The organism is Eikenella sp. NML070372, assembly GCF_001648415.1.
Lineage (GTDB): Bacteria > Pseudomonadota > Gammaproteobacteria > Burkholderiales > Neisseriaceae > Eikenella > Eikenella exigua.
The window spans coordinates 1-19,584 of record NZ_LXSN01000005.1 but is presented as its reverse complement, the minus strand read 5'-3'; the positions used below and the strand labels follow the sequence as shown (position 1 = coordinate 19,584).

Annotated in this window: 17 protein-coding genes, 1 tRNA gene and 3 pseudogenes; 9 read left to right on the top strand and 12 right to left on the bottom strand. The window is 54.9% G+C overall.

The features are described 5' to 3' along the window. Positions 1-299 precede the first annotated feature (299 nt). A pseudogene (locus A7P97_RS06940) lies at positions 300-1,158 on the bottom strand (homoserine O-acetyltransferase); the annotation flags it as partial. A 165-nt stretch (positions 1,159-1,323) separates the two neighbouring features. Continuing rightward, complete coding sequence (gene fba, locus A7P97_RS06935) at positions 1,324-2,391, bottom strand: class II fructose-bisphosphate aldolase (protein WP_067596338.1); 1,068 nt, start codon at positions 2,389-2,391, stop codon at positions 1,324-1,326. 200 nt (positions 2,392-2,591) lie between these two features. Between fba and A7P97_RS06930 the strand changes: the two genes are divergently transcribed. After that, a complete protein-coding gene (locus tag A7P97_RS06930) occupies positions 2,592-3,242 on the top strand; it encodes a pyrimidine 5'-nucleotidase (RefSeq protein ID WP_067529669.1) in 651 nt (216 codons plus the stop codon). A 113-nt stretch (positions 3,243-3,355) separates the two neighbouring features. After that, complete coding sequence (locus A7P97_RS06925) at positions 3,356-4,777, top strand: MFS transporter (protein WP_067529667.1); 1,422 nt, start codon at positions 3,356-3,358, stop codon at positions 4,775-4,777. A gap of 74 nt (positions 4,778-4,851) precedes the next feature. Here A7P97_RS06925 and A7P97_RS06920 read toward each other — a convergent pair whose 3' ends face one another. Then, positions 4,852-5,460 carry a hypothetical protein gene (locus tag A7P97_RS06920; RefSeq protein WP_156497494.1) on the bottom strand — a complete coding sequence of 203 codons (609 nt, stop codon included), beginning with the start codon at positions 5,458-5,460 and terminating at the stop codon, positions 4,852-4,854. A 238-nt stretch (positions 5,461-5,698) separates the two neighbouring features. Between A7P97_RS06920 and A7P97_RS06915 the strand changes: the two genes are divergently transcribed. After that, a complete protein-coding gene (locus A7P97_RS06915; protein WP_067529663.1) occupies positions 5,699-5,968 on the top strand; it encodes a hypothetical protein in 270 nt (89 codons plus the stop codon). Positions 5,969-6,061: 93 nt separating this feature from the next. Continuing rightward, positions 6,062-7,432: a bifunctional UDP-N-acetylglucosamine diphosphorylase/glucosamine-1-phosphate N-acetyltransferase GlmU gene (glmU, locus tag A7P97_RS06910; protein ID WP_067529661.1), complete on the top strand. Its 1,371-nt coding sequence runs from the start codon at positions 6,062-6,064 to the stop codon at positions 7,430-7,432. A 306-nt stretch (positions 7,433-7,738) separates the two neighbouring features. Here glmU and grcA read toward each other — a convergent pair whose 3' ends face one another. The 3 genes from grcA to A7P97_RS06895 form a co-directional block, all read right to left on the bottom strand. Continuing rightward, positions 7,739-8,128 carry an autonomous glycyl radical cofactor GrcA gene (grcA, locus tag A7P97_RS06905; protein ID WP_067524087.1) on the bottom strand — a complete coding sequence of 130 codons (390 nt, stop codon included), beginning with the start codon at positions 8,126-8,128 and terminating at the stop codon, positions 7,739-7,741. 91 nt (positions 8,129-8,219) lie between these two features. Beyond that, complete coding sequence (locus tag A7P97_RS06900) at positions 8,220-8,558, bottom strand: hypothetical protein (protein WP_067524085.1); 339 nt, start codon at positions 8,556-8,558, stop codon at positions 8,220-8,222. 398 nt (positions 8,559-8,956) lie between these two features. Beyond that, on the bottom strand, positions 8,957-9,199 hold the full coding sequence (locus A7P97_RS06895) for a molybdenum cofactor biosynthesis protein MoaE (protein ID WP_067447986.1): 243 nt from the start codon (positions 9,197-9,199) through the stop codon (positions 8,957-8,959). Positions 9,200-9,313: 114 nt separating this feature from the next. On the opposite strand from A7P97_RS06895, the pseudogene A7P97_RS09735 reads away from it, so the two are divergent. Next, positions 9,314-9,965: pseudogene (locus tag A7P97_RS09735) on the top strand (IS1595 family transposase). 366 nt (positions 9,966-10,331) lie between these two features. Here A7P97_RS09735 and A7P97_RS06880 read toward each other — a convergent pair. Beyond that, positions 10,332-10,700, bottom strand: a pseudogene (locus A7P97_RS06880) (3-dehydroquinate synthase); the annotation flags it as partial. A 190-nt stretch (positions 10,701-10,890) separates the two neighbouring features. Here A7P97_RS06880 and groES point away from each other — a divergent pair. The 3 genes from groES to A7P97_RS06865 all read left to right on the top strand — a co-directional run bounded on the left by groES (position 10,891) and on the right by A7P97_RS06865 (position 13,731). Next, complete coding sequence (groES, locus tag A7P97_RS06875) at positions 10,891-11,178, top strand: co-chaperone GroES (RefSeq protein WP_067524078.1); 288 nt, start codon at positions 10,891-10,893, stop codon at positions 11,176-11,178. A 52-nt stretch (positions 11,179-11,230) separates the two neighbouring features. Further along, positions 11,231-12,874: a chaperonin GroEL gene (gene groL / locus A7P97_RS06870; RefSeq protein WP_067529658.1), complete on the top strand. Its 1,644-nt coding sequence runs from the start codon at positions 11,231-11,233 to the stop codon at positions 12,872-12,874. Between the two features lie 332 nt (positions 12,875-13,206). Beyond that, entirely contained in the window at positions 13,207-13,731 is a 525-nt protein-coding gene (locus A7P97_RS06865) for a hypothetical protein (RefSeq protein WP_067529655.1), read from the top strand. Between the two features lie 352 nt (positions 13,732-14,083). On the opposite strand, the gene ispH is transcribed toward A7P97_RS06865, so the two are convergent. From ispH to trmB, 4 genes are all read right to left on the bottom strand, one after another. Further along, positions 14,084-15,061: a 4-hydroxy-3-methylbut-2-enyl diphosphate reductase gene (ispH, locus tag A7P97_RS06860; protein ID WP_255361631.1), complete on the bottom strand. Its 978-nt coding sequence runs from the start codon at positions 15,059-15,061 to the stop codon at positions 14,084-14,086. Next, positions 15,048-15,554, bottom strand: a complete 507-nt coding sequence (gene lspA, locus A7P97_RS06855; RefSeq protein WP_125080060.1) for a signal peptidase II — start codon at positions 15,552-15,554, stop codon at positions 15,048-15,050. The genes ispH and lspA overlap by 14 nt, the downstream gene beginning before the upstream one ends. Before the next feature lie 111 nt (positions 15,555-15,665). Continuing rightward, positions 15,666-16,496: a DUF4184 family protein gene (locus A7P97_RS06850; RefSeq protein ID WP_067596334.1), complete on the bottom strand. Its 831-nt coding sequence runs from the start codon at positions 16,494-16,496 to the stop codon at positions 15,666-15,668. A 251-nt stretch (positions 16,497-16,747) separates the two neighbouring features. Next, a complete protein-coding gene (trmB, locus tag A7P97_RS06845) occupies positions 16,748-17,443 on the bottom strand; it encodes a tRNA (guanosine(46)-N7)-methyltransferase TrmB (protein ID WP_067529648.1) in 696 nt (231 codons plus the stop codon). A 152-nt stretch (positions 17,444-17,595) separates the two neighbouring features. On the opposite strand from trmB, the gene recA reads away from it, so the two are divergent. Then, complete coding sequence (recA, locus tag A7P97_RS06840; RefSeq protein WP_067529646.1) at positions 17,596-18,681, top strand: recombinase RecA; 1,086 nt, start codon at positions 17,596-17,598, stop codon at positions 18,679-18,681. A 308-nt stretch (positions 18,682-18,989) separates the two neighbouring features. On the opposite strand, the gene A7P97_RS06835 is transcribed toward recA, so the two are convergent. Further along, positions 18,990-19,078 (bottom strand) — tRNA-Ser (locus tag A7P97_RS06835). Positions 19,079-19,584: the final 506 nt, after the last annotated feature.

Sequence of the window (19,584 nt, the reverse complement as noted above, 5' to 3'; positions counted from 1 at the left end):
GTTTAAACAATCTCCCAGTTAATATAGGCAACAGGCTGAATTATAAAACCAAATATATCATTTGACCCTCGCGATAAGACACCAAACCACCCAGCAGGTTCGGCAGGTAGGAAATACGCTGGCTGCCAACTGTCACTGCGCGTTCCAGTACGTGGATGCGGTTTCTCGCGCATAGGTGATCGAAATAGCCCAGGATGCACCATATGGATGTTCAGCGTGTCGTACCAATCACTAAAACATGCCCTTGCTCACGAGCATATGTGCCCGCCGAAGGTTACCTGAAAACGGTTGTACCAGTAGCCGAAATCAGCGGCGGGGTCGAAATAATCCAGCGCCTTGGTCATGAGCAGGTAGGTGTTGGCATCGAAGCGGTCAGCGAATTTGTCGCCCTGGTAGCGCAGATAGCTTTCTACTTCAAATTCAATTCCGTATCCGTATTGCAGCTCGCCGCTCCTCATTTGGCGGCCGAACTTTTTGCCCAGCCCGTCTTCAACCAGATAAGTGATGTGCCCCATCATGCGGGCAATCTTCAGGCCGCGCCGGGGCACGGCTTAGCGACTGGAGTAGTGGCCTTCGTGGAAGTCGGGATCGGTGAGGATGGCCTGGCGGGCCACGTCGTTAAACGCGATGTTTTGAGTGGACAATTTGGGCGCAGAGGCAATCACCGGCACGTGACGCACACGTTCGGGGAAGTCGGTTGCCAATTGCAAGGTCTGTATACTGCCGAGACTGCCGCCCCTTGATGCCGAAATGGTCGGCCAGCATGGCTTGCGAGCGCACCCGTCTTTTACGATAACCATCGGAGAATCCGAGCCATAAGGTTTGCCTGTGGCGAGGTTGATGCTCAACGGGCTGCTGCTGCCCAGGTTATTGGGCCCGACCACAAAAAAGCTTGGTATCCACCGGTTTATTGTGGCCGACCATGTTGCCTCACCAACCGGGGTGTTCGTCGTCCGGATGGTGGCGGCAGGCCACGTGGTGCATGCCGGACAGGGCGTGGCAAATCAGGATGGCGTTGGATTTATCGGCGTTGAGCGTGCCATAGGTTTCAGTAATCAAATCAAAACGCAGCAGCGTGTCGACGTTTTGCAGGGCAAAGGGCTGTTCGAATGCAATGGTTTGCGGGGTAACGATGCCCACGAAAGCGGGTGGGTTAATAAATCAGAAAGTTGGTTGGAGTGGTTAATCTCTATCGATAATAGCGGATGGGACGGGGAAATTCATGGTGGGCTGAAGAGAAGGCTACCTGAAAGCGCAGCTTCAACGAAGTTGAAAGTTTTAAGCGTTTTCAGGTAGCCTGCTTTTTCCACTTAAACCAAGCGGCTATTTCGCCACCACCTGGTTCAATTCGCCTTTGGCATAACGGGTGGCCATTTTTTCCAGCGAAATCGGTTTGATTTTGCCGGCCATGCCTTCGCAGCCGAAGGCCTGATAGCGGGCCAGGCAGATGCCTTTCATGGCTTCAATAGTTTTGGCCAGGTATTTACGCGGGTCGAATTCGGCAGGGTTCTCAGCTAAGAATTTGCGGATTGCCCCCGTGCTGGCCAGGCGCAGGTCGGTGTCGATATTCACTTTGCGCACGCCGTGTTTGATGCCTTCCACAATTTCTTCCACCGGCACGCCATAGGTTTCGCCGATGCCGCCGCCATATTCGTTGATTACTTTCAGCCATTCCTGCGGCACAGAGCTGGAGCCGTGCATCACGATATGCGTGTTCGGCAGGGCGGCGTGGATTTCTTTGATGCGGTCGATGCGCAGCACGTCGCCTGTGGGCGGACGGGTAAATTTATAGGCGCCATGGCTGGTGCCCACGGCAATCGCCAGCGCATCCACGCCGGTGTCGTTCACGAAGCGCACGGCATCTTCCACGCTGGTGAGCATTTGGTCGTGGCTCAATTTGCCCGCTGCGCCCACGCCGTCTTCTTCGCCCGCTTCGCCGGTTTCCAAGTTGCCCAACACGCCGATTTCGCCTTCCACCGACACGCCGCAGGCATGGGAGAAGTTCACCACTGTGCGGGTAACGTCCACGTTGTATTCGTAGGAAGACGGGGTTTTGCCGTCGGCCAGGAGCGAGCCGTCCATCATCACGGAGCTGAAACCGAGCTGAATCGAGCGCTGGCACACGTCGGGCGAGGCGCCGTGGTCTTGGTGCATCACCACGGGAATGTGCGGAAACTCTTCCACCGCCGCCAAAATCAGGTGGCGCAAGAAGGGGGCGCCGGCATATTTGCGCGCGCCGGCGGAAGCCTGCACGATAACGGGTGCGTTCACTTGGTCGGCCGCTTCCATGATGGCGCGCATCTGCTCCAAGTTGTTCACATTAAAAGCGGGCAGGCCGTAGCCGTGTTCGGCGGCGTGGTCTAAAAGCTGGCGCATGGATACCAGAGCCATAGCAATCTCCTGAATGATAATTGGTTGTGAAAATCAGTGGGATTATAGCAGCAAACCGCCCCGATGGCGGGAGTGTGAGTTCCACCAATTCAAATTGGGTATGGCAGCAGGCCGTAGTGGCAAGTATGGTAAAGCGGGCAAAGCAGTAGAATACTCATTTGCAGCTATATAATTCGGTTTTTTATTTTTCAGGTAGCCTCATGCCGCCCTCCCAGCCCGTTTGGCTGTTCGACCTAGACGACACCCTGCACCGTGCCGATGCGGGCATTTTCCGCCTTATCAACTGCCGCATGACCGAATTCATGGCACGCGAACTGAGCCTGAGCCTGCCCGAAGCCTCCGATTTGCGTGAACACTATTGGCGGCGTTACGGCGCCACGCTCGGCGGTTTGCAGCAACACCATCCGCAGGTTTGCCCCGCTGAATTCCTGCGCCAAAGCCACCATCTGCCCGAACTCATCGCCACTTTGCAACCGATGCCGCACATCGATACCGCGCTCGCCGCCCTACCCGGCCGCAAAGCCGTGTTTTCCAACGGCCCTGCATTTTATGTGCGCGCCCTAATCGACGCCATGCGGCTGGGCAGCCATTTTGAAGCCCTGTTCGGCGTGAACGACCTCGCCCTGCACTACAAGCCGCAGCCGCAAGCCTTCCATATGGTGTGCACCGCGCTGGCCGTGCCGCCGCCACAATGCGTGCTGGTGGACGACAGCCCGGCCAATCTGCAAGCGGCCAAAGCTTTAGGCCTGCGCACGGTGTGGTTCGGCAACCGCGCACAGCCGCAGCCCTGTGCCGACCATATCGCCCGCGATATGTGCGAGCTGCCGGCTCTAGCTGGCGAAATCATGTAAAATCTGGCTCTTGCATTCCAATCTCAGATTTCAGGTAGCCTGTTTAGTCCGGCCGAAGCTCACGCTTTCAGGTAGCCTCTTGGCCATAATCGAATAACAAGAAAGAACACCCCATGCAACACACCGATTCCGCCGACACCCAACACGAATACTTCGCCGACCGCCCCGGCTTTCCCGCCAAAACCATCGTGGCCACGCTCTTTATCGGCGCCTTCTTCGGCTACCTGAACGACACTCTGCTCAACGTGGCGCTCACGCCCATCATGCGCGATTTCCACATCGATAAAACCACCGCCCAATGGCTCACCACCGGCTTTCTTCTGGTGATGGGCGCATTCACGCCGATTACCGCCGGCGTCATCCAATGGTTTGAAACCCGCAAAATGGTGCTCATCACCCAAGCCACCTTCCTCGCCGGCTCGCTGATTTGCGCCCTCGCGCCCAATTTCGGCGTGTTGCTGACCGGGCGCATAGTGCAGGCCATATCCGCCGCCTTCTTCGTGCCGCTGTTGTTCAACGGCATCCTCAACATCTTCCCACCCAACCGGCGCGGCACGGCCATGGGCGTGATCACCATGATGTTCACCGCCGCCCCCGCGCTCGGACCCACCCTCTCCGGCATCATCATCGACCACACCCACTGGCGCGTGATCTTCGCCGCCACCGCGCCGTTTATGCTCGTGGCCATGTTCCTCGTGGGCAAATACCTCAGCGTCAACCTCAGCCCCATCACCCGACTCAAAATCGACATTCCCTCCGCCCTACTCTCCATCGGCGGCTTGGTGTATGCCTGCAGCAACTTCGCCAGCCTGCCCCTGGCCGAATTCGTGCTGCTTTTGGCCGGCTCGGTGGTACTCATCGGCTGGTTTGTGCGCCGCCAGTTCCACATCGCCACGCCGCTTCTAAACCTGCGCGCCCTGCAATACCGCCAATTCAGCCTCTGCCTCGCCATCCTTGCCTGCGCCGGCTTCCTCTTCCTCGGCTTCGAATTGATGATTCCCATCTACACTCAGCAAGTGCTGCTGCTCTCCGGCACCGCCACCGGCCTCATCCTCATGCCCGCCAGCATCGCCCAGGCCTTGGCTGCCCCGCTGTTTGGCAAACTGCTGGATAAAAAAGGCGGCCGCTTCGTGGTACTGCCCGCCACCATTATGCTCACCGCCGCCCTGGCCGTATTGTGGGGCTACCTGAAAATCGACACCCAAACCACCGCCCTCTCCGCCATGTTTGCCCTGATGGCCGTATCCGTATCCGCCTGCATCACTGGCGAAACCCACGGCCTCAACGCCCTGCCCAAACACCTCAACCCGCACGGCGCCGCCATCATCACCACCATCAATCCCATCGCCGGCGCCATCGGCGCAGCCTTCTTCGTGGGCACCACCAACATCGGCGAGCGCCTCTCCAGCGGCAACAGCCCGCAGCAGGCCATGCTCAACGGCATCCACCTGAGCATGAGCTTTGCCCTGGCAGTAGGCATCCTCACCATCATCTGCGCCTACCGGCTCAAACCGCAAAGCAAAAGCAGCGATTAGAATTTATGCCAGACAAAGCAAGAGGCTACCTGAAAACTCACAAAGCTCGTTTTCAGGTAGCCTCTTGCTTATCATCACTCCGATGCACATCCTTCGCCACGGCATGGCGGGCACGACGGCCGCTCGTGGTAGCTGGCAGCCAAAGCCAGGATAGCGGTTTCCACAGCCGCCGCATCTGCCTGCGCGGGGATTTGTGCCACAAAATAATTCACCGAACGGCTGCCCGGCAGATAAGCCACCAGCTCCTGCCCGCCGTTGCTGTAGCCGGTAAACCGCCACAGCTCACCGCTCACCCCGTCGCGGGCACGGATACGGCGCAGCATGGCCGGCCGTATGCGCTCATTCGATTGGGCATATTGCGCCACCACATCATTCACCTGCCCGCGTACGGCTGCAGTAAAGTTCTCGTTCGGCTTGCGGCCGATGCTGCCCGCATAAATCATCACCCGCGCCGCACGCAGCCTGCCGTCTTGCGGCAGAAACACCATCGGCACGCCCTTATCGGCCAGCAGCCGGTTATCCTGCGTCCAGCCTGCTGGCGCGTGGAAACCATAACAATGGTTTGCCCCATAGGCATAGCCCGTATCCCATGCCGGAGCAGCATATGCCCCACTCATCGCCGCACAAGCGGCCAACATCAAACCCAAACGCTTCATGATTTTCTCCCATTGTTTGAACGGCACGATTGCCTCCCGCTACTCTACACCATTAAGCCGATATATTGGCCAATCTTTCAGGTAGCCTCAACACCGGCAACCACCCTACACCAACCAAAGGCTACCTGAAAACACAACGGACACACAGCCGGCCCCAACTTCCTACCTCCCTCAAAGCCTAAAAACCAACAGCCAGCCCCGGCCGTTCGCGTTATAATTGGCATCAAAAGCAACACCCGTCTCACAACAGAAAAAGGATAAAGCCATGCGCCCCGCCGTTCTACTGCTCGCCCTCATCGCCCTTTCCGCCTGCGCTTGGGAAACCTACCAAGACCAACAAGGCAAAACCGGCCTGCGCCAGCGTTATGCCCCCGGCACGCCCGTGGTATACCAAGACGGCACCTTCGCCCGCGACCAACGCTACAACGAATACCGCCCCGTGCCCGTGCCTGTTACCCGCGAGCAACACCAACACAGCGTGCCGCGCACCACCTGGAGCGGCGACAGCGTGCCCGAAGCGCCAAGCAGCCATTAATATCGGCAGTTTGAATCCTTCTTTTTCAGGTAGCCCCACGCAGGCTACCTGAAAACCATCATTTCAAAGAAATCGTTTCTAGAAAGCCCGCCCATGCACCAGCCACTCCATATCGTCATCCTCGCCGCCGGCAAAGGCACGCGCATGTATTCCTCACTGCCCAAAGTGCTGCACCGCATCGGCGGCAAAACTATGCTCGAGCGCGTTATCGATACCGCGCAAAGCCTCAGCCCGCAAAGCATCAATGTGGTGATCGGCCACGGCAAAGAGCAGGTGCGTGAGCAAGTGCGGCTCGAAGGTGTCCGCTGGGTGGAGCAAACCGAACAGCTCGGCACCGGCCACGCCGTGCAAACCGCCCTGCCGCACCTTGGCAACACAGGCCGCACCCTCGTGCTCTACGGCGACGTGCCGCTGATTAACCGCGCCACCCTGGAAGATTTGCTGCAAGCCGCAGGCAGCGAAATCGGCCTGCTCACCGACATCCTGCCCAACCCCTTCGGGCTGGGCCGCATCATCCGCGAGGCCAACGGCCAAGTGGCCGCCATTGTGGAAGAAAAAGACGCCTCGCCCGAGCAAAAAGCCATCCGCGAAACCAACACCGGCATTTTCGTTTTGCCCAACGCCCACCTTGCCCGCTGGCTGGGCAGCCTCTCCAGCAACAATGCTCAAGGCGAATACTACCTCACCGACGTCATCGCCCTTGCCCGCGCCGACGGCGTGGCCGTGCATCCCGTTCAGGTAGCCTCCTCCTACCTTGCCGCCGGGGTGAACAATAAAATCCAGCTCGCCGAACTCGAGCGCATCTTCCAACGCGAACAGACACAAAGCCTGCTCCAAGCCGGCCTCACCCTGCGCGACCCGGCCCGCTTCGACCTGCGCGGCAGCCTTCGGCACGGCCAAGACGTGGTGATTGATGTGAACGTGGTGCTGGAAGGCGAAAACCAATTCGGCAACAATGTATCCATCGGTGCCAACTGCGTGATTAAAAACGCCGTAATCGGCGACAACACGGTTATCGAGCCCTTCTCGCACCTCGAAAACTGCCGCATCGGCAGCAGCGCCCGCATCGGCCCCTTCGCCCGCCTGCGCCCCAATGCCGATTTGGCTGACGAAGTGCACATCGGCAACTTCGTGGAAGTGAAAAACAGCACCATCGGCCGCGGCAGCAAAGCCAACCACCTCACCTACCTCGGCGACGCGCGAATCGGCAGCCGCAGCAACATCGGCGCGGGCACCATCACCTGCAACTACGACGGCGTGCACAAACACCAAACCGTTATCGGTGACGAAGTGCGCATCGGCTCCGGCAATATGCTGGTTGCCCCGCTCACCATCGGCCACCGCGCCACCACCGGCGCCGGCAGCACGCTCACCCGCAACTGCCCCGAAGGAGAACTCACCCTCACTCGCGTTCGTCAAACCACTATCTCCGGCTGGGTGCGGCCGGAGAAAGAGAAAAAATAAGCCGGAGCTTAAAGTTTCGACTGCATGAGGCCACTTGAAAGAAATATCTTCAATATAATCAAACGATTTTGAATTTCAGGTAACCTTCCTGTTGCCTGATCGGGCTAGCTGAAACCTTTTTGATAGCGGATGAATCAAAACCAATACTGCGTTGGCTCACCCTGCTGTGCTGCTCTCACTATCTGCAGCCCACCGCCTTGTTCTGCTTTAAACTTGATTCGCTATAAAACCCAAAAACTATTTTCTCTCACGCACAAAAGAAACCAGCCCCGCCATTTTAGATGGCGGGGCTGTATTGTTTCCAGCTTACATATGCTGCGTGAAGGTGCGGGTAATCACATCGCGCTGCTGCTCGGGAGTGAGGGAGTTGAAGCGCACGGCATAGCCAGACACGCGGATAGTGAGCTGCGGGTATTTATCGGGGTTGGCAGCTGCGTCTTCCAGCATTTCGCGGCTCATCACGTTCACGTTTAGGTGCTGGCCGCCTTCCACTTTCGGGCGCATGTAGCTGTCTACAGCCACTTCTTGGTAGGTTACATCGCCCAAATCGCTCAGGGCAACGATTTGGTCGGCAGCGAAATGCTCGTCCTTGCTGCACAGGCAACGAGCCTGCTGGGTTTCGTCGTCCAACAGCCAGAAAGAGCGCACCAGGGCGGGGTGTTGGGCGGATTGGGTAATTTGAATGCCTTTAATCATGATGGTTCATCTCCAAGAGTTGTGTTGTAAAGCTATAGTTTTAAAATAATTCCATACCAGCAGGCTGCTGATATGGGGGGAAGGATTAGGGTTAAACGCAGCAGCGGCCAAAACGCAGTTTTTGGTTTAACAGGGCATGGTAGCACAGCTGTTTCACCACGAGTACGGAGGTATTATCCTCCAAAGCCACGAGGGCATGGGTTTCCTGCGGTTCAAGCCGCGCCAGGGTCATCGGCTGCAAATCAATCTGCCCCTGCTCGGTTTTCAGGCACACCGCGCCAGAGAGGACGGTGATGGTAATGATGGCTTCAGCCGAATAGGGTGGCACTTCATTGCCTTTTTGCAGGTTGAGCTGCACGATTTGCTGGTCAGCATCCTCCGCAATAATACCGCCTACGGGTTGGTTGGGGTTGAGTTGATAGCCTCGCATGGTGTTTTTCCTGAAAACCGAATGCTGCCAATGCCAGGTTGGCACTACAATAGGCCATTGGGACACGACAACCATTCGGTTTTAAATTAAATTCGGCAAAAAACGCGCCGACGGCCAGACTGAAACGGCACAGGGCGAAAGGATGTGGGCAATTATTCCAAACCTGCCGCCCTATTCTGCTATAGTTTACAGATTTTACTGGCCTGCCTCAATTATCGACCGCTCCAAAATCCGCGTGGCGGATGCGATTGGCTAAAAAACCACACAAGGCAAAAGGCTACATGAAATTTCAAGTAGCTTGTTTATGACTGCAACCCGCTATTTGACCTGTTGTCGTTCGCCACCCGCCGTTTGGTTATCCAAATCATGAGACAACAACTTGGACGCTTATAGAATTCCTATTCCCAAATCAGCTCTTCGGCTTTCACCATGTCGATAACGTAGCGGCAGCCGGCGAAGGCCATATCGTGGTGGCAGGTGGTTACACCCACCCACACCGCCATGCCACCCACTTCCAGCCACCTGTAGTGGTACACGCACACGGCTGCTTCCAAGCCAAAGCAGCGTTTGGCCTCTTCAATCACAGCCTGCCCTTGGCAGCACGCCAATTCTTCATACACGCCGTACACCAAATAATTCACGCGCTACCCGTCGTTTTGACGGCGTATCCAGTCTTCGAAGCTGAGGAAAGCGCCGCATTGCTCATTTATTCAAGGGGACCGTACTAGATTAGCAATCTATGTTACCCTCAGAGTATGAAGATAACACACTGCAAATTAAAGAAAAAGTACAGAAAGAACTGATCCGTTTTTTGTACTGGAAGTTACTGCCCGTGCCACTGCCGATATTTTAGGTATCCATCCCAATTCGGCAGCCCTGTTCTACCGCAAAATCCGCTAAGTCATCAGCCATCATCTGGCACTGGCTACTAATGAGATTTTTGATAGCCCAGTTGAGTTGGACGAAAGTTATTTTGGCAGACGGCGTAAGGGTAGGCGCGGTCGCGTGGCGGCAGGCAAAGTGGTCGTCTCCGGTATTCTGAAACAGCATGATAAGGCCTATACGGTGGTTGCAGATAACGACAAGTATGAAACTTTACTGCCTGTCATCAAATAAAAAATTATCCCTGACAGCATCATTTACACGGACAGCCTAAGCAGCTACGACAGACTGGATGTGAGTGGTTTTATCTATCACCGCATCAATCATGCCAAAGCGTTTGCAGACCGTCAGAACCACATCAACGGCATCGAAAATTTTTGGAATCAGGCAAAACGCGCCTTACGCAAATACAACGGAATCGACCGCAAATCTTTCCTGCTATTCTTGAAAGAATGCGAATTCCGGCTTAACTTCGGCACACCATCCCGGCAGCTTAAAACGCTGCGGAAGTGGTGTGGAATTTAGGGCTAATCTAGTACAGCCCCTTATTAAAACTGTTGGTGCAGGGCTTGGCTTTCTATTGCTTATTCATTCAAATCAAATATTCAGCCTACTACTACCGGAGGGATAAAGGCCACGATGTCGTTGGCAACAATCAGCTGCTCTCAACCGGCAAAAGCATGTACCGCCACGCGCACACGTTCCTGTTGTATAGAGTAAAGCTGTATTGCTGTGAAAATTGTTCGTATAAGGCTGCCGTGACCCAGCCTTCGGCGATGTGGATTTTTCCTTCTTTGCCTGCTCGCACAGGGCGGCGAAATACAGCTCAGTAATTTCAACAGTTGAACTCAATGTTCACCTCCGAATTTGTGTATCTAGGCAGATATCTTGGATTTGGATAAAGGGGACACCACGCTGATAGGTGGCAGCAGCAAAGCCTGCAAGGTCGCCGATTACGCCGCCGCCGAGGGCGAGGATGGTGGTACGGCGGTCGGCATGGTGCTGCAACAATCCAGTGTAGATTTGCTGGAGGGATTCGTTATTTTTGTATTGTTCGCCGTCGGGCAGGATGATGCTGCAGGTACTGATGCCGAGTTGTCGGCAGGCGGCTTCAACAGGAGCAAGGTAGAGCGGGGCAACGGTCTGGTTGCTGATGATGGCGGCTTTGCTGCTAATGTGTGGGCGGATGTGTTCGGCCAGATTATCAAGCAGGCGAAAGCCGATGTGGATGGGGTAGCTGTGGCCGGGGGGGGGGGACATGCAGAGTTTGCTCTCTGCCATCCTCTCCTCCTTCAGCCAAATATTTTTCCCACCCCACTCTTGAATTCAACGTCACCAGCCTTATCTTCAAGCCCGCACAAGTGGTGTGCCGTGCCCTGCCCGGCATATTTCTGTTTACCCTCAATCGGGTAGCAACAAATCATCAAATTCAATTCTGGAGAGAAGATTTATGAAAATTCGTCCGTTGCACGACCGTGTGGTTATCAAACGCCTGGAAGCCGAAGAAAAAACCGCTTCCGGCATTGTTTTGCCCGGCTCTGCCGCTGAAAAACCCGATATGGGCGAAGTAGTGGCCGTGGGCGCCGGCAAGCTCACCAAAGACGGCGGGCGCCGTAAGCTGGATGTGAAAGTGGGCGACCGCGTGATTTTCGGCAAATACAGCGGCCAAACCGTGAAAGCAGACGGCGAAGAGTTGCTAGTGATGCGCGAAGAAGACATTTTCGGCATCGTGGAATAAGCAAGCTCGTCAAGATAATAATTTCTGATTTTTTATTTTAGGAGTCATACATATGGCAGCAAAAGATGTACAATTTGGCAATGAAGTCCGCCAGAAGATGGTAAACGGCGTAAACATTTTGTCTAACGCCGTGAAAATAACACTCGGCCCGAAAGGCCGTAATGTGGTGTTGGACCGCACTTTCGGCGGCCCGCACATCACCAAAGATGGCGTTACCGTGGCCAAGGAAATCGAACTGAAAGACAAGTTTGAAAACATGGGCGCACAGATGGTGAAAGAAGTCGCCTCCAAAACCAACGATGTGGCCGGCGACGGTACCACTACCGCTACTGTGTTGGCACAAGCCATCGTGGCCGAAGGTATGAAATACGTTACCGCCGGCATGAACCCGACCGATCTGAAACGTGGTATCGATAAAGCCGTTTCCGCTTTGGTAAAAGAATTGCAGAACATTGCCAAGCCCGTGCCGGAGAAATCCAAGGAAATCGCCCAAGTGGCTTCTATTTCCGCCAACTCCGACGAATCCATCGGCAACATCATCGCCCAAGCCATGAACGAAGTGGGCAAAGAAGGCGTGATTACCGTGGAAGACGGCAAATCGCTGGAAAACGAAGTGGAAGTGGTAAAAGGCATGCAGTTCGACCGCGGCTACCTCTCCCCCTATTTCGTCAACAACCCGGAAAAACAACTGGCCGAGCTGGACAGCCCGTTTGTTCTGCTGTTTGACAAGAAAATCAGCAATATCCGAGACCTGCTGCCCGTGCTGGAGCAAGTGGCCAAAACCAGCCGTCCGCTGCTGATTATCGCTGAAGATGTGGAAGGCGAAGCCTTAGCCACGTTGGTGGTGAACAACATTCGCGGCATCCTGAAAACCGTGGCTGTGAAAGCCCCGGGCTTCGGCGACCGCCGCAAAGCCATGCTGCAAGACATCGCCATCCTCACCGGCGGCACTGTGATCGCCGAAGAAGTGGGCTTGTCTTTGGAAAAAGCCACGCTGGAAGATTTGGGCCAAGCCAAACGCATCGAAGTGGGCAAAGAAAACACCACCATCATCGATGGTTTGGGCGACAAATCCGCCGTAGAAGCCCGTGTGGTCGAAATCCGCACCCAGATTGACACCGCCACCAGCGAGTACGACAAGGAAAAACTGCAAGAGCGCGTGGCCAAACTGGCCGGCGGCGTGGCCGTAATCAAAGTGGGTGCGGCCACCGAAGTGGAAATGAAAGAGAAAAAAGACCGCGTGGATGACGCGCTGCACGCTACCCGTGCCGCCGTTGAAGAAGGCGTGGTGGCCGGCGGCGGCGTAGCCCTGTTGCGTGCGCGTGCGGCATTGAAATCGGTGGAAACCGCCAATGCCGACCAAGAAGCCGGCGTGCAAATCGTATTGCGTGCGGTTGAGTCTCCGCTGCGCCAAATCGTAGCCAACGCCGGCGGCGAGCCGAGCGTGGTGGTGAACAAAGTGCTGGAAGGCAGCGGTAACTTCGGCTATAACGCCGGTAACGATAGCTATGGCGACATGCTGGAAATGGGCGTAATCGATCCGGCCAAAGTTACCCGCTTTGCGCTGCAAAACGCCGCTTCCATCGCTGGCCTGATGCTGACCACCGAATGCATGGTAGCCGACATTCCGGAAGACAAGCCCGCCGCTCCGGACATGGGCGGAATGGGAGGCATGGGCGGAATGGGTATGATGTAATTGTCCCAACGCCATGCAAAAGCACCCTCGCCTGAGGGTGCTTTTTCTTGCCTGCCGTTTGCCGTTAAAGGCTACCTGAAATTTTAGCTTCGCAGAAACTTCACTGCGCTGCGTTTTCAGGTAGCCTCTTCCCCATCACTAATCCGCATATTCTCTATAAATAAATTTCTATATATAACAACAAATAATAATCAAAATGAAAATTCATCACGCCAAACTTAATCCAACATCAAACTTTGGCACGCTTTATGCTTATCCACCATCGAAATTTCTTTTTCTACCCATCTAAACTATCCAACAATTATTAGGACACCAAATAAATGGCTACAGCAGTGAGAAAATTATCCCGTAACAACAAATCCCGCAGCAAACGCAGCGGCAGGAATGGCGGCGGCGCATTGCGTTCAGTCGGCCTTCTGTTGGCTCTGATTCTAGTGGGTGGCGGCGTATATGCCTATATAAACCCGGAAATCATCAAGCAGGCAAAATCCATTGTCGGCTTGGCCGAACCGGCCAATGAAAGCGGTATGGGCGCAACCGCCCCGCAAGTGCCTGCTGCCCCCACCATCACCGATCCGAAAGCCGTTGAAGCACTGAATATGGCGAAAGTATGGGTGGAAACCCGCCTGGCCAAAGGTACCCGCTTGAATGAAATCAATGAAGCAATCGACGTTCCTGCTGGTCAGGAGGAGTTCTGGCAGAGTATCACTCTTAGTCAAGGCGCGATTACTGCTATTCCTGCCGGCAGCACTGCCGAACGTGCGGTTCTCCTGCTGCCAATGCAGTCGCAGGGTCAATTGATTTGGGCTTGTGCCGGCGATATCCCGCAGGCTATCGAAAGCATCTGCACCCAGTAAAGTTACTCTCTAGCTGTTCTTTTAGGCTGCTTGATTTTTCAGGTAGCCTGCTTTTTGCCTGCATGATTCGTAGTATATGGCTAAAGTACATTTTTCATACAAAGCAGCAAGCCACAGACAGTACAAGAGTGCGGCAAGGTAGGTCTACGCCGTATAAAGAAATCAATGCATTTGGCTATAAATCTTTTACAACACAAGCCAAACAAAGGGCTATCTAAAACCCATTTTCGGGCAACCTTTGCCATACTGGTTGCTTAAATCTGCCCTTACCTCAATACAGCCAAAACCAGAGTATCTGTTTTCCCGAGAACACATACATTCCGGCATTACCTGCTGCCCAATCTGTCCACACTCACCCACGCAGTTCTTTGGGCAGCACAAACACGATGCTCTCTTTCTTGCCCTCCCTTTCCTGCACCGTTTCATAGCCCCAACTGTGCACGGTATCCACTACCTCTCGCACCAGCACCTCTGGTGCAGAGGCCCCAGCAGTAATCCCCACCCGCTCTTTGCCGGTGAACCATTCCTTTTTCAGGTAGCCTGCATTATCCGCCATATAGGCATCCACGCCATGCTGCGCGGCCACTTCGCGCAAACGATTGCTGTTGGAAGAATTGGGCGAGCCTACCACCACCACCACATCGCTGGCCGCCGCCAGCTGCTTCACCGCCTCTTGACGGTTGGTGGTAGCATAGCAGATGTCTTCCTTGTGCGGGCTTCGGATATTGGGAAAGCGCGCCCGCAGCGCATCGATGATTTCCTTGGTTTCGTCAATCGACAGCGTGGTTTGGCTCACGTGCGCCAGCTTATCGGGGTTGTGTACTTCCAAATCGGCCACATCCGCCGCCGTTTCCACCAAAAGCATACTGCCAGGCGGCAGCTGCCCCATCGTGCCTTCCACTTCCGAATGGCCAGCATGGCCGATCATGATGATTTGGTAGCCGTGCTCGTCCAATCGCGCCACTTCACGGTGCACCTTGGTTACCAGCGGACAAGTGGCATCAAACACACGGAAACCACGCTCCGCCGCCTCCTGCTGCACCGCCTTGGATACGCCGTGCGCCGAATAAATCAGTGTAGCGCCGGGCGGTACTTCCTCCAACTCCTCCACGAAAATCGCCCCTTTGGCGCGCAAATTGTCCACCACGAATTTATTGTGCACCACTTCATGCCGCACATAAACCGGCGCACCAAACAGCTCCAATGCCCGTTCCACAATACTGATGGCACGGTCCACTCCTGCGCAAAAACCGCGCGGATTGGCCAGCATAATGGTTTTCACCATGTTTTTCCTCTGTGTGTGTCTGTTGCTATCTTTAGGTAGCTTGATCTCGCCTGCCCTGACAGAAACCGTCAATTACGAACAATACTGCGCCAATACAGATAAAACTATCGGCCACATTAAACGCCGGATAGTAGCGATTATTCCAATAAAACAACAAGAAATCGATTACATGCCCGTAGTTGATGCGGTCGATGACATTACCGATGGCGCCGCCGATAATCATCGCTGCTGCCACATCACCCAAACGGCCGAATTTCCCAGAACGGATACCCAATGCCAAATACAGCGTAACCACCGCCGCCAAGCCGGCAAACAAATATTTCTGCCAGCCTGAGGCACCGGCCAGGAAACTAAACGCCGCACCGGGGTTGTACACATGTGTCAGATCGAAAAACCCCTCGATAACCGGTTCGCGCCAGTTGAACACGATATGATCCAACACCCACAATTTGCTCCACTGATCCACCACCACCACCAAAGCAGCCAGCAAAGCATACGGCCACAGCCGGAACCACGAAACTTCTTTCATATTCATCATTACCCAACAGATAAAAAAGTGGCCGCACTGTACTATAAAGCGCCTGCATGCAGCCAAACTTATGGAACAGGCTCCAGCGTCAAACAAACATCCCGCCCCTCTCAACTCCATTCAGGCTATAGCTGAAGCAACATCTTCTCCTACCAGGCCATGAGCCGCAGACAGTACAAAAGTACAGCAAGGCGAGCCAACGCAGTAAGAGAAGAGAAGTGCGTTAGCGATACCTGAAAGCAAAGCGCCGTGCAGAGCAGTGATAATCTGAGCACGCCGCAGTCGATGAGGCGGATTGTTTGCGTAGCGGCATGGGCCAGCAGTTTGCCAAAGTGCCCAGCCGGAGAGCGTCAGCAGGGTGCAGCCTGCCCATGAAGAGGCTTTTCTGCTGCGCGGTTTTGGCTGAACGGTGCGGCCGACGGCGGGCGGTATAGAGCGCAAACAGCAGGCAGCCGCCCAAGCCGAGCACACCGCGCCGCCATATTGCAGCCACTTATAGGCTGGCAGGGCGAGCACCAGCTGCTGCAGCGGGGCAAAATGCTGCACAAACCAGCCGGTCGGGTGGGTGAAGGTATCCAAAAACAGATGGGTGGCCATGCCGAACAGGGCGCTGCCCATAAAGGCAAACAGCACGGCCGCCATTTGGCGGCGTTTTTGCGGTGCGGCGGCTATGGTATTTTCAGGTAGCCTGTAGGCCGCGTTGGGGCAGTTGGGCAGGAAGTTGCGCAAAGTGTGGTGCCATAAGGCGAGATAGAGCGCGTAGATGGCGAAACACAGCGGCAGGTTCGGCCACAGCAGATTGGCCAAACCATGCCCGCCCGGCACTGCGCGGCCGTGCAGGAAATACACAAAATCCGGTGCGAGGCTGCCAATAACCATGGCCGGGAAGTGAACGCGGCGGTGGCGGGCAAAGGGCAGCATGGCAACGGGGTGAGCAAGGGTGAAGGGCATGGTTGGGGAAGATTTGAGGGTATGGTAAGAAATTACCTGAAACTTACTTCATTCGTTTTCAGGTAGCTTTTTTTGAGTTGGGTATGCAAATGCTAGTGTGTGGGCGCAAGATTATAGCTGAAACAATTATTTTTTTATACCAGGCGGCGAACCGCAGGCAGTATGAGTAATACGGAAAGCCAAGCCAACGCGGTATGAAGAGAGTAAGGGTTTTAGCTATGGTAAACCAAAGGCTACCTGAAACCCACTCATCAGCGTTTTTTAAACACCAAATCCCACACACCATGCCCGAGCCGTTTGCCGCGTGCTTCAAATTTGGTTTCGGGGCGGTAGGCGGGAGTGAGGGCGTAGGCTTCGGCGGTGTTTTGCAGCTCGGGGAAACTGCTCAGCACTTCAAGCATCTGCACGGCGTATTCTTCCCAGTCGGTGGCGAGGTGGATGTAGCCGCCGCTTTTGAGTTTGGGCAGCAGTTTGGCCACGAAGGGGGCTTGAATCAGGCGGCGTTTGTGGTGGCGTTTTTTGTGCCAAGGGTCAGGGAAGAAGATGTGGATGCCGCTCAAGCAGGCATCGGGCAGCATGGTTTCCACCACTTCCACGGCATCGTGGCGCATCACGCGGATATTGGCAATATCCTGCTCGGCCATGAGTTTGCACAAATTTCCCACGCCGGGGCCGTGCACATCGATGGCGAGAAAATCTTTTTCAGGTAGCCTTTGGGCGATTTCGGCGGTGGCGGTGCCCATGCCGAAGCCGATTTCGAGGATTTTCGGGGCTTCCCGGCCGAAGGCGGCGTTTAAATCAATAGGCGCGTGTTGGAAATCCAAGCCGAAGCGCGGCCAGTTTTCATCGATGGCGCGCTGTTGGGCGGGGGTCATGTGGCCTTGGCGCAAAACGAAAGATTTGATGCTGCGCGGGTGTTGTTCGTGTTGGGCATCGGATTGGGTCATGTTGGGTGTCTGCAATGTGTGGATCAAATGGTGCTATATTGCCAGCATCGGGCGGGGCGCTCAAGTTTCAACCGCTTTCCGGCAAACACAGCGGCTGTGCTTTGTGCGATAATCCGCTAGATTTATTCACACTTCAGAAACAGGGATTGATTATGGCAGAAGCAAAAAACAAGGCAGATAAAGCGTCTACTCCTGAAGACGATAAGAAAAAGGCTCTGGCCGCCGCGCTGGCGCAGATTGAAAAGAATTTCGGCAAAGGCGCCATCATGAAGATGGACGGCAGCCATCAGGATGAAAACTTGGAAGTGATTTCCACCGGCTCTTTGGGCGTGGATTTGGCGCTGGGCGTGGGCGGTTTGCCGCGCGGGCGTATTGTGGAAATCTTCGGCCCGGAATCTTCTGGTAAAACCACGCTGTGTTTGGAAACCATCGCGCAATGTCAGAAAAACGGCGGCGTGTGTGCCTTTATCGATGCGGAAAACGCGTTCGACCCTATTTACGCGCGCAAGCTGGGCGTGAAGGTGGAAGAGTTGATGGTGTCGCAGCCGGACACGGGCGAGCAGGCGCTGGAAATCTGCGATATGCTGGTGCGCTCCGGCGGTGTGGACATGGTGGTGATCGACTCCGTGGCCGCGCTGGTGCCGAAAGCGGAAATCGAAGGCGAAATGGGCGACAGCCACGTGGGCCTGCAAGCCCGCCTGATGAGCCAAGCCTTGCGCAAGCTCACCGGCCACATTAAGAAAACCAACACTTTGGTGGTGTTCATCAACCAAATCCGCATGAAGATCGGCGTGATGTTTGGCAGCCCAGAAACCACTACCGGCGGTAACGCGCTCAAGTTCTACGCCTCCGTGCGCCTCGATATCCGCCGCATCGGCCAGATTAAAAAAGGCGACGACATCTTGGGCAACGAAACCCGCGTGAAAGTGATTAAAAACAAAGTGGCGCCGCCGTTCCGCCAGGCCGAGTTCGACATCCTCTACGGCGAAGGCGTGAGCCGCGAAGGCGAGCTGATCGACTGGGGCGACAAAGTCGGCATCATCAAAAAATCCGGCGCGTGGTACAGCTACAACGGCGACAAAATCGGCCAGGGCAAAGACAACGTTCGCGTGTGGCTGAAGGAAAACCCGGAAGTGGCCGCCGAAATTGAAGCGCAAATCCGCAAGGAGGTCGGTATCAATATCGAGATTACCGAAGGGCAACGCGACAAGACCGACGGCGAACATCCGGAAGAGTAAGTCTGCCGGAAAGGCTACCTGAAGATACCAAACGCAAGATTTTCAGGTAGCCTTTTTCATTTTGGCTTCGCAGAAGCCTTGCGCGAACAACTGCACCAAAGCGCCGCCCTGCCGCCGAAATGGTACAACAGGGGCTGGATAGGTAGTTGGAATAAGGAAAAGGCACCTGAAATAAAAATGGAGCTACCTGAAATCACAGCTGCAACGCAATTAAAACTCACTTCGTGAAACTGCCCTTTCAGGCAGCCTTTTGCAAGAGAGCAAAAGGCAATAAAAAACCTTTGTTGCGAAACAAAGGTTTTTCAATTTGGCGGAAGCGGTGAGATTCGAACTCACGGTGGGCCTAACCCACGACGGTTTTCAAGACCGCTGCATTAAACCACTCTGCCACGCTTCCAGTTTAGGAAGCGCGCACTATACAGGTTTTTTGCGAATTTGAACAGCATTATTTTGTGTAGCTGTTCCAAATAGGAAGGGTACTGTGTTGGTTCGCCGATTTGTCTCATTTGGCCATACAGCAGGGTGGAGAAACCGTGCTTTTAGGCTGTTGCAATAATAGAAAACAGGCTGCAACTGCGTGCAGCCTGCTGGCTATTTTTGGTGGGTCTGGCTGGTCTCGAACCAGCGACCAAAGGATTATGAGTCTGGTATTTTTATTTTAACTATTTGATTTTGCTATATTATCGCTTGCTTAAACTATGCCAAATAATGGCTAAAACAGCCCAATGCTGTCAAAGTTTTGTCAAAGTGCTTTTGGCTACCTCGGCCATGCCTTTATCAACCCGTCATGCCGTGCCGCACAGTCGTTATACAGATGCACCACTTCCAGCGCCCACGGCAGCATTGCCTTGCCCGTTGTTCCCGACAATTCGGGCAGCCTGGGGCAGGGTATAGCCAAATCGG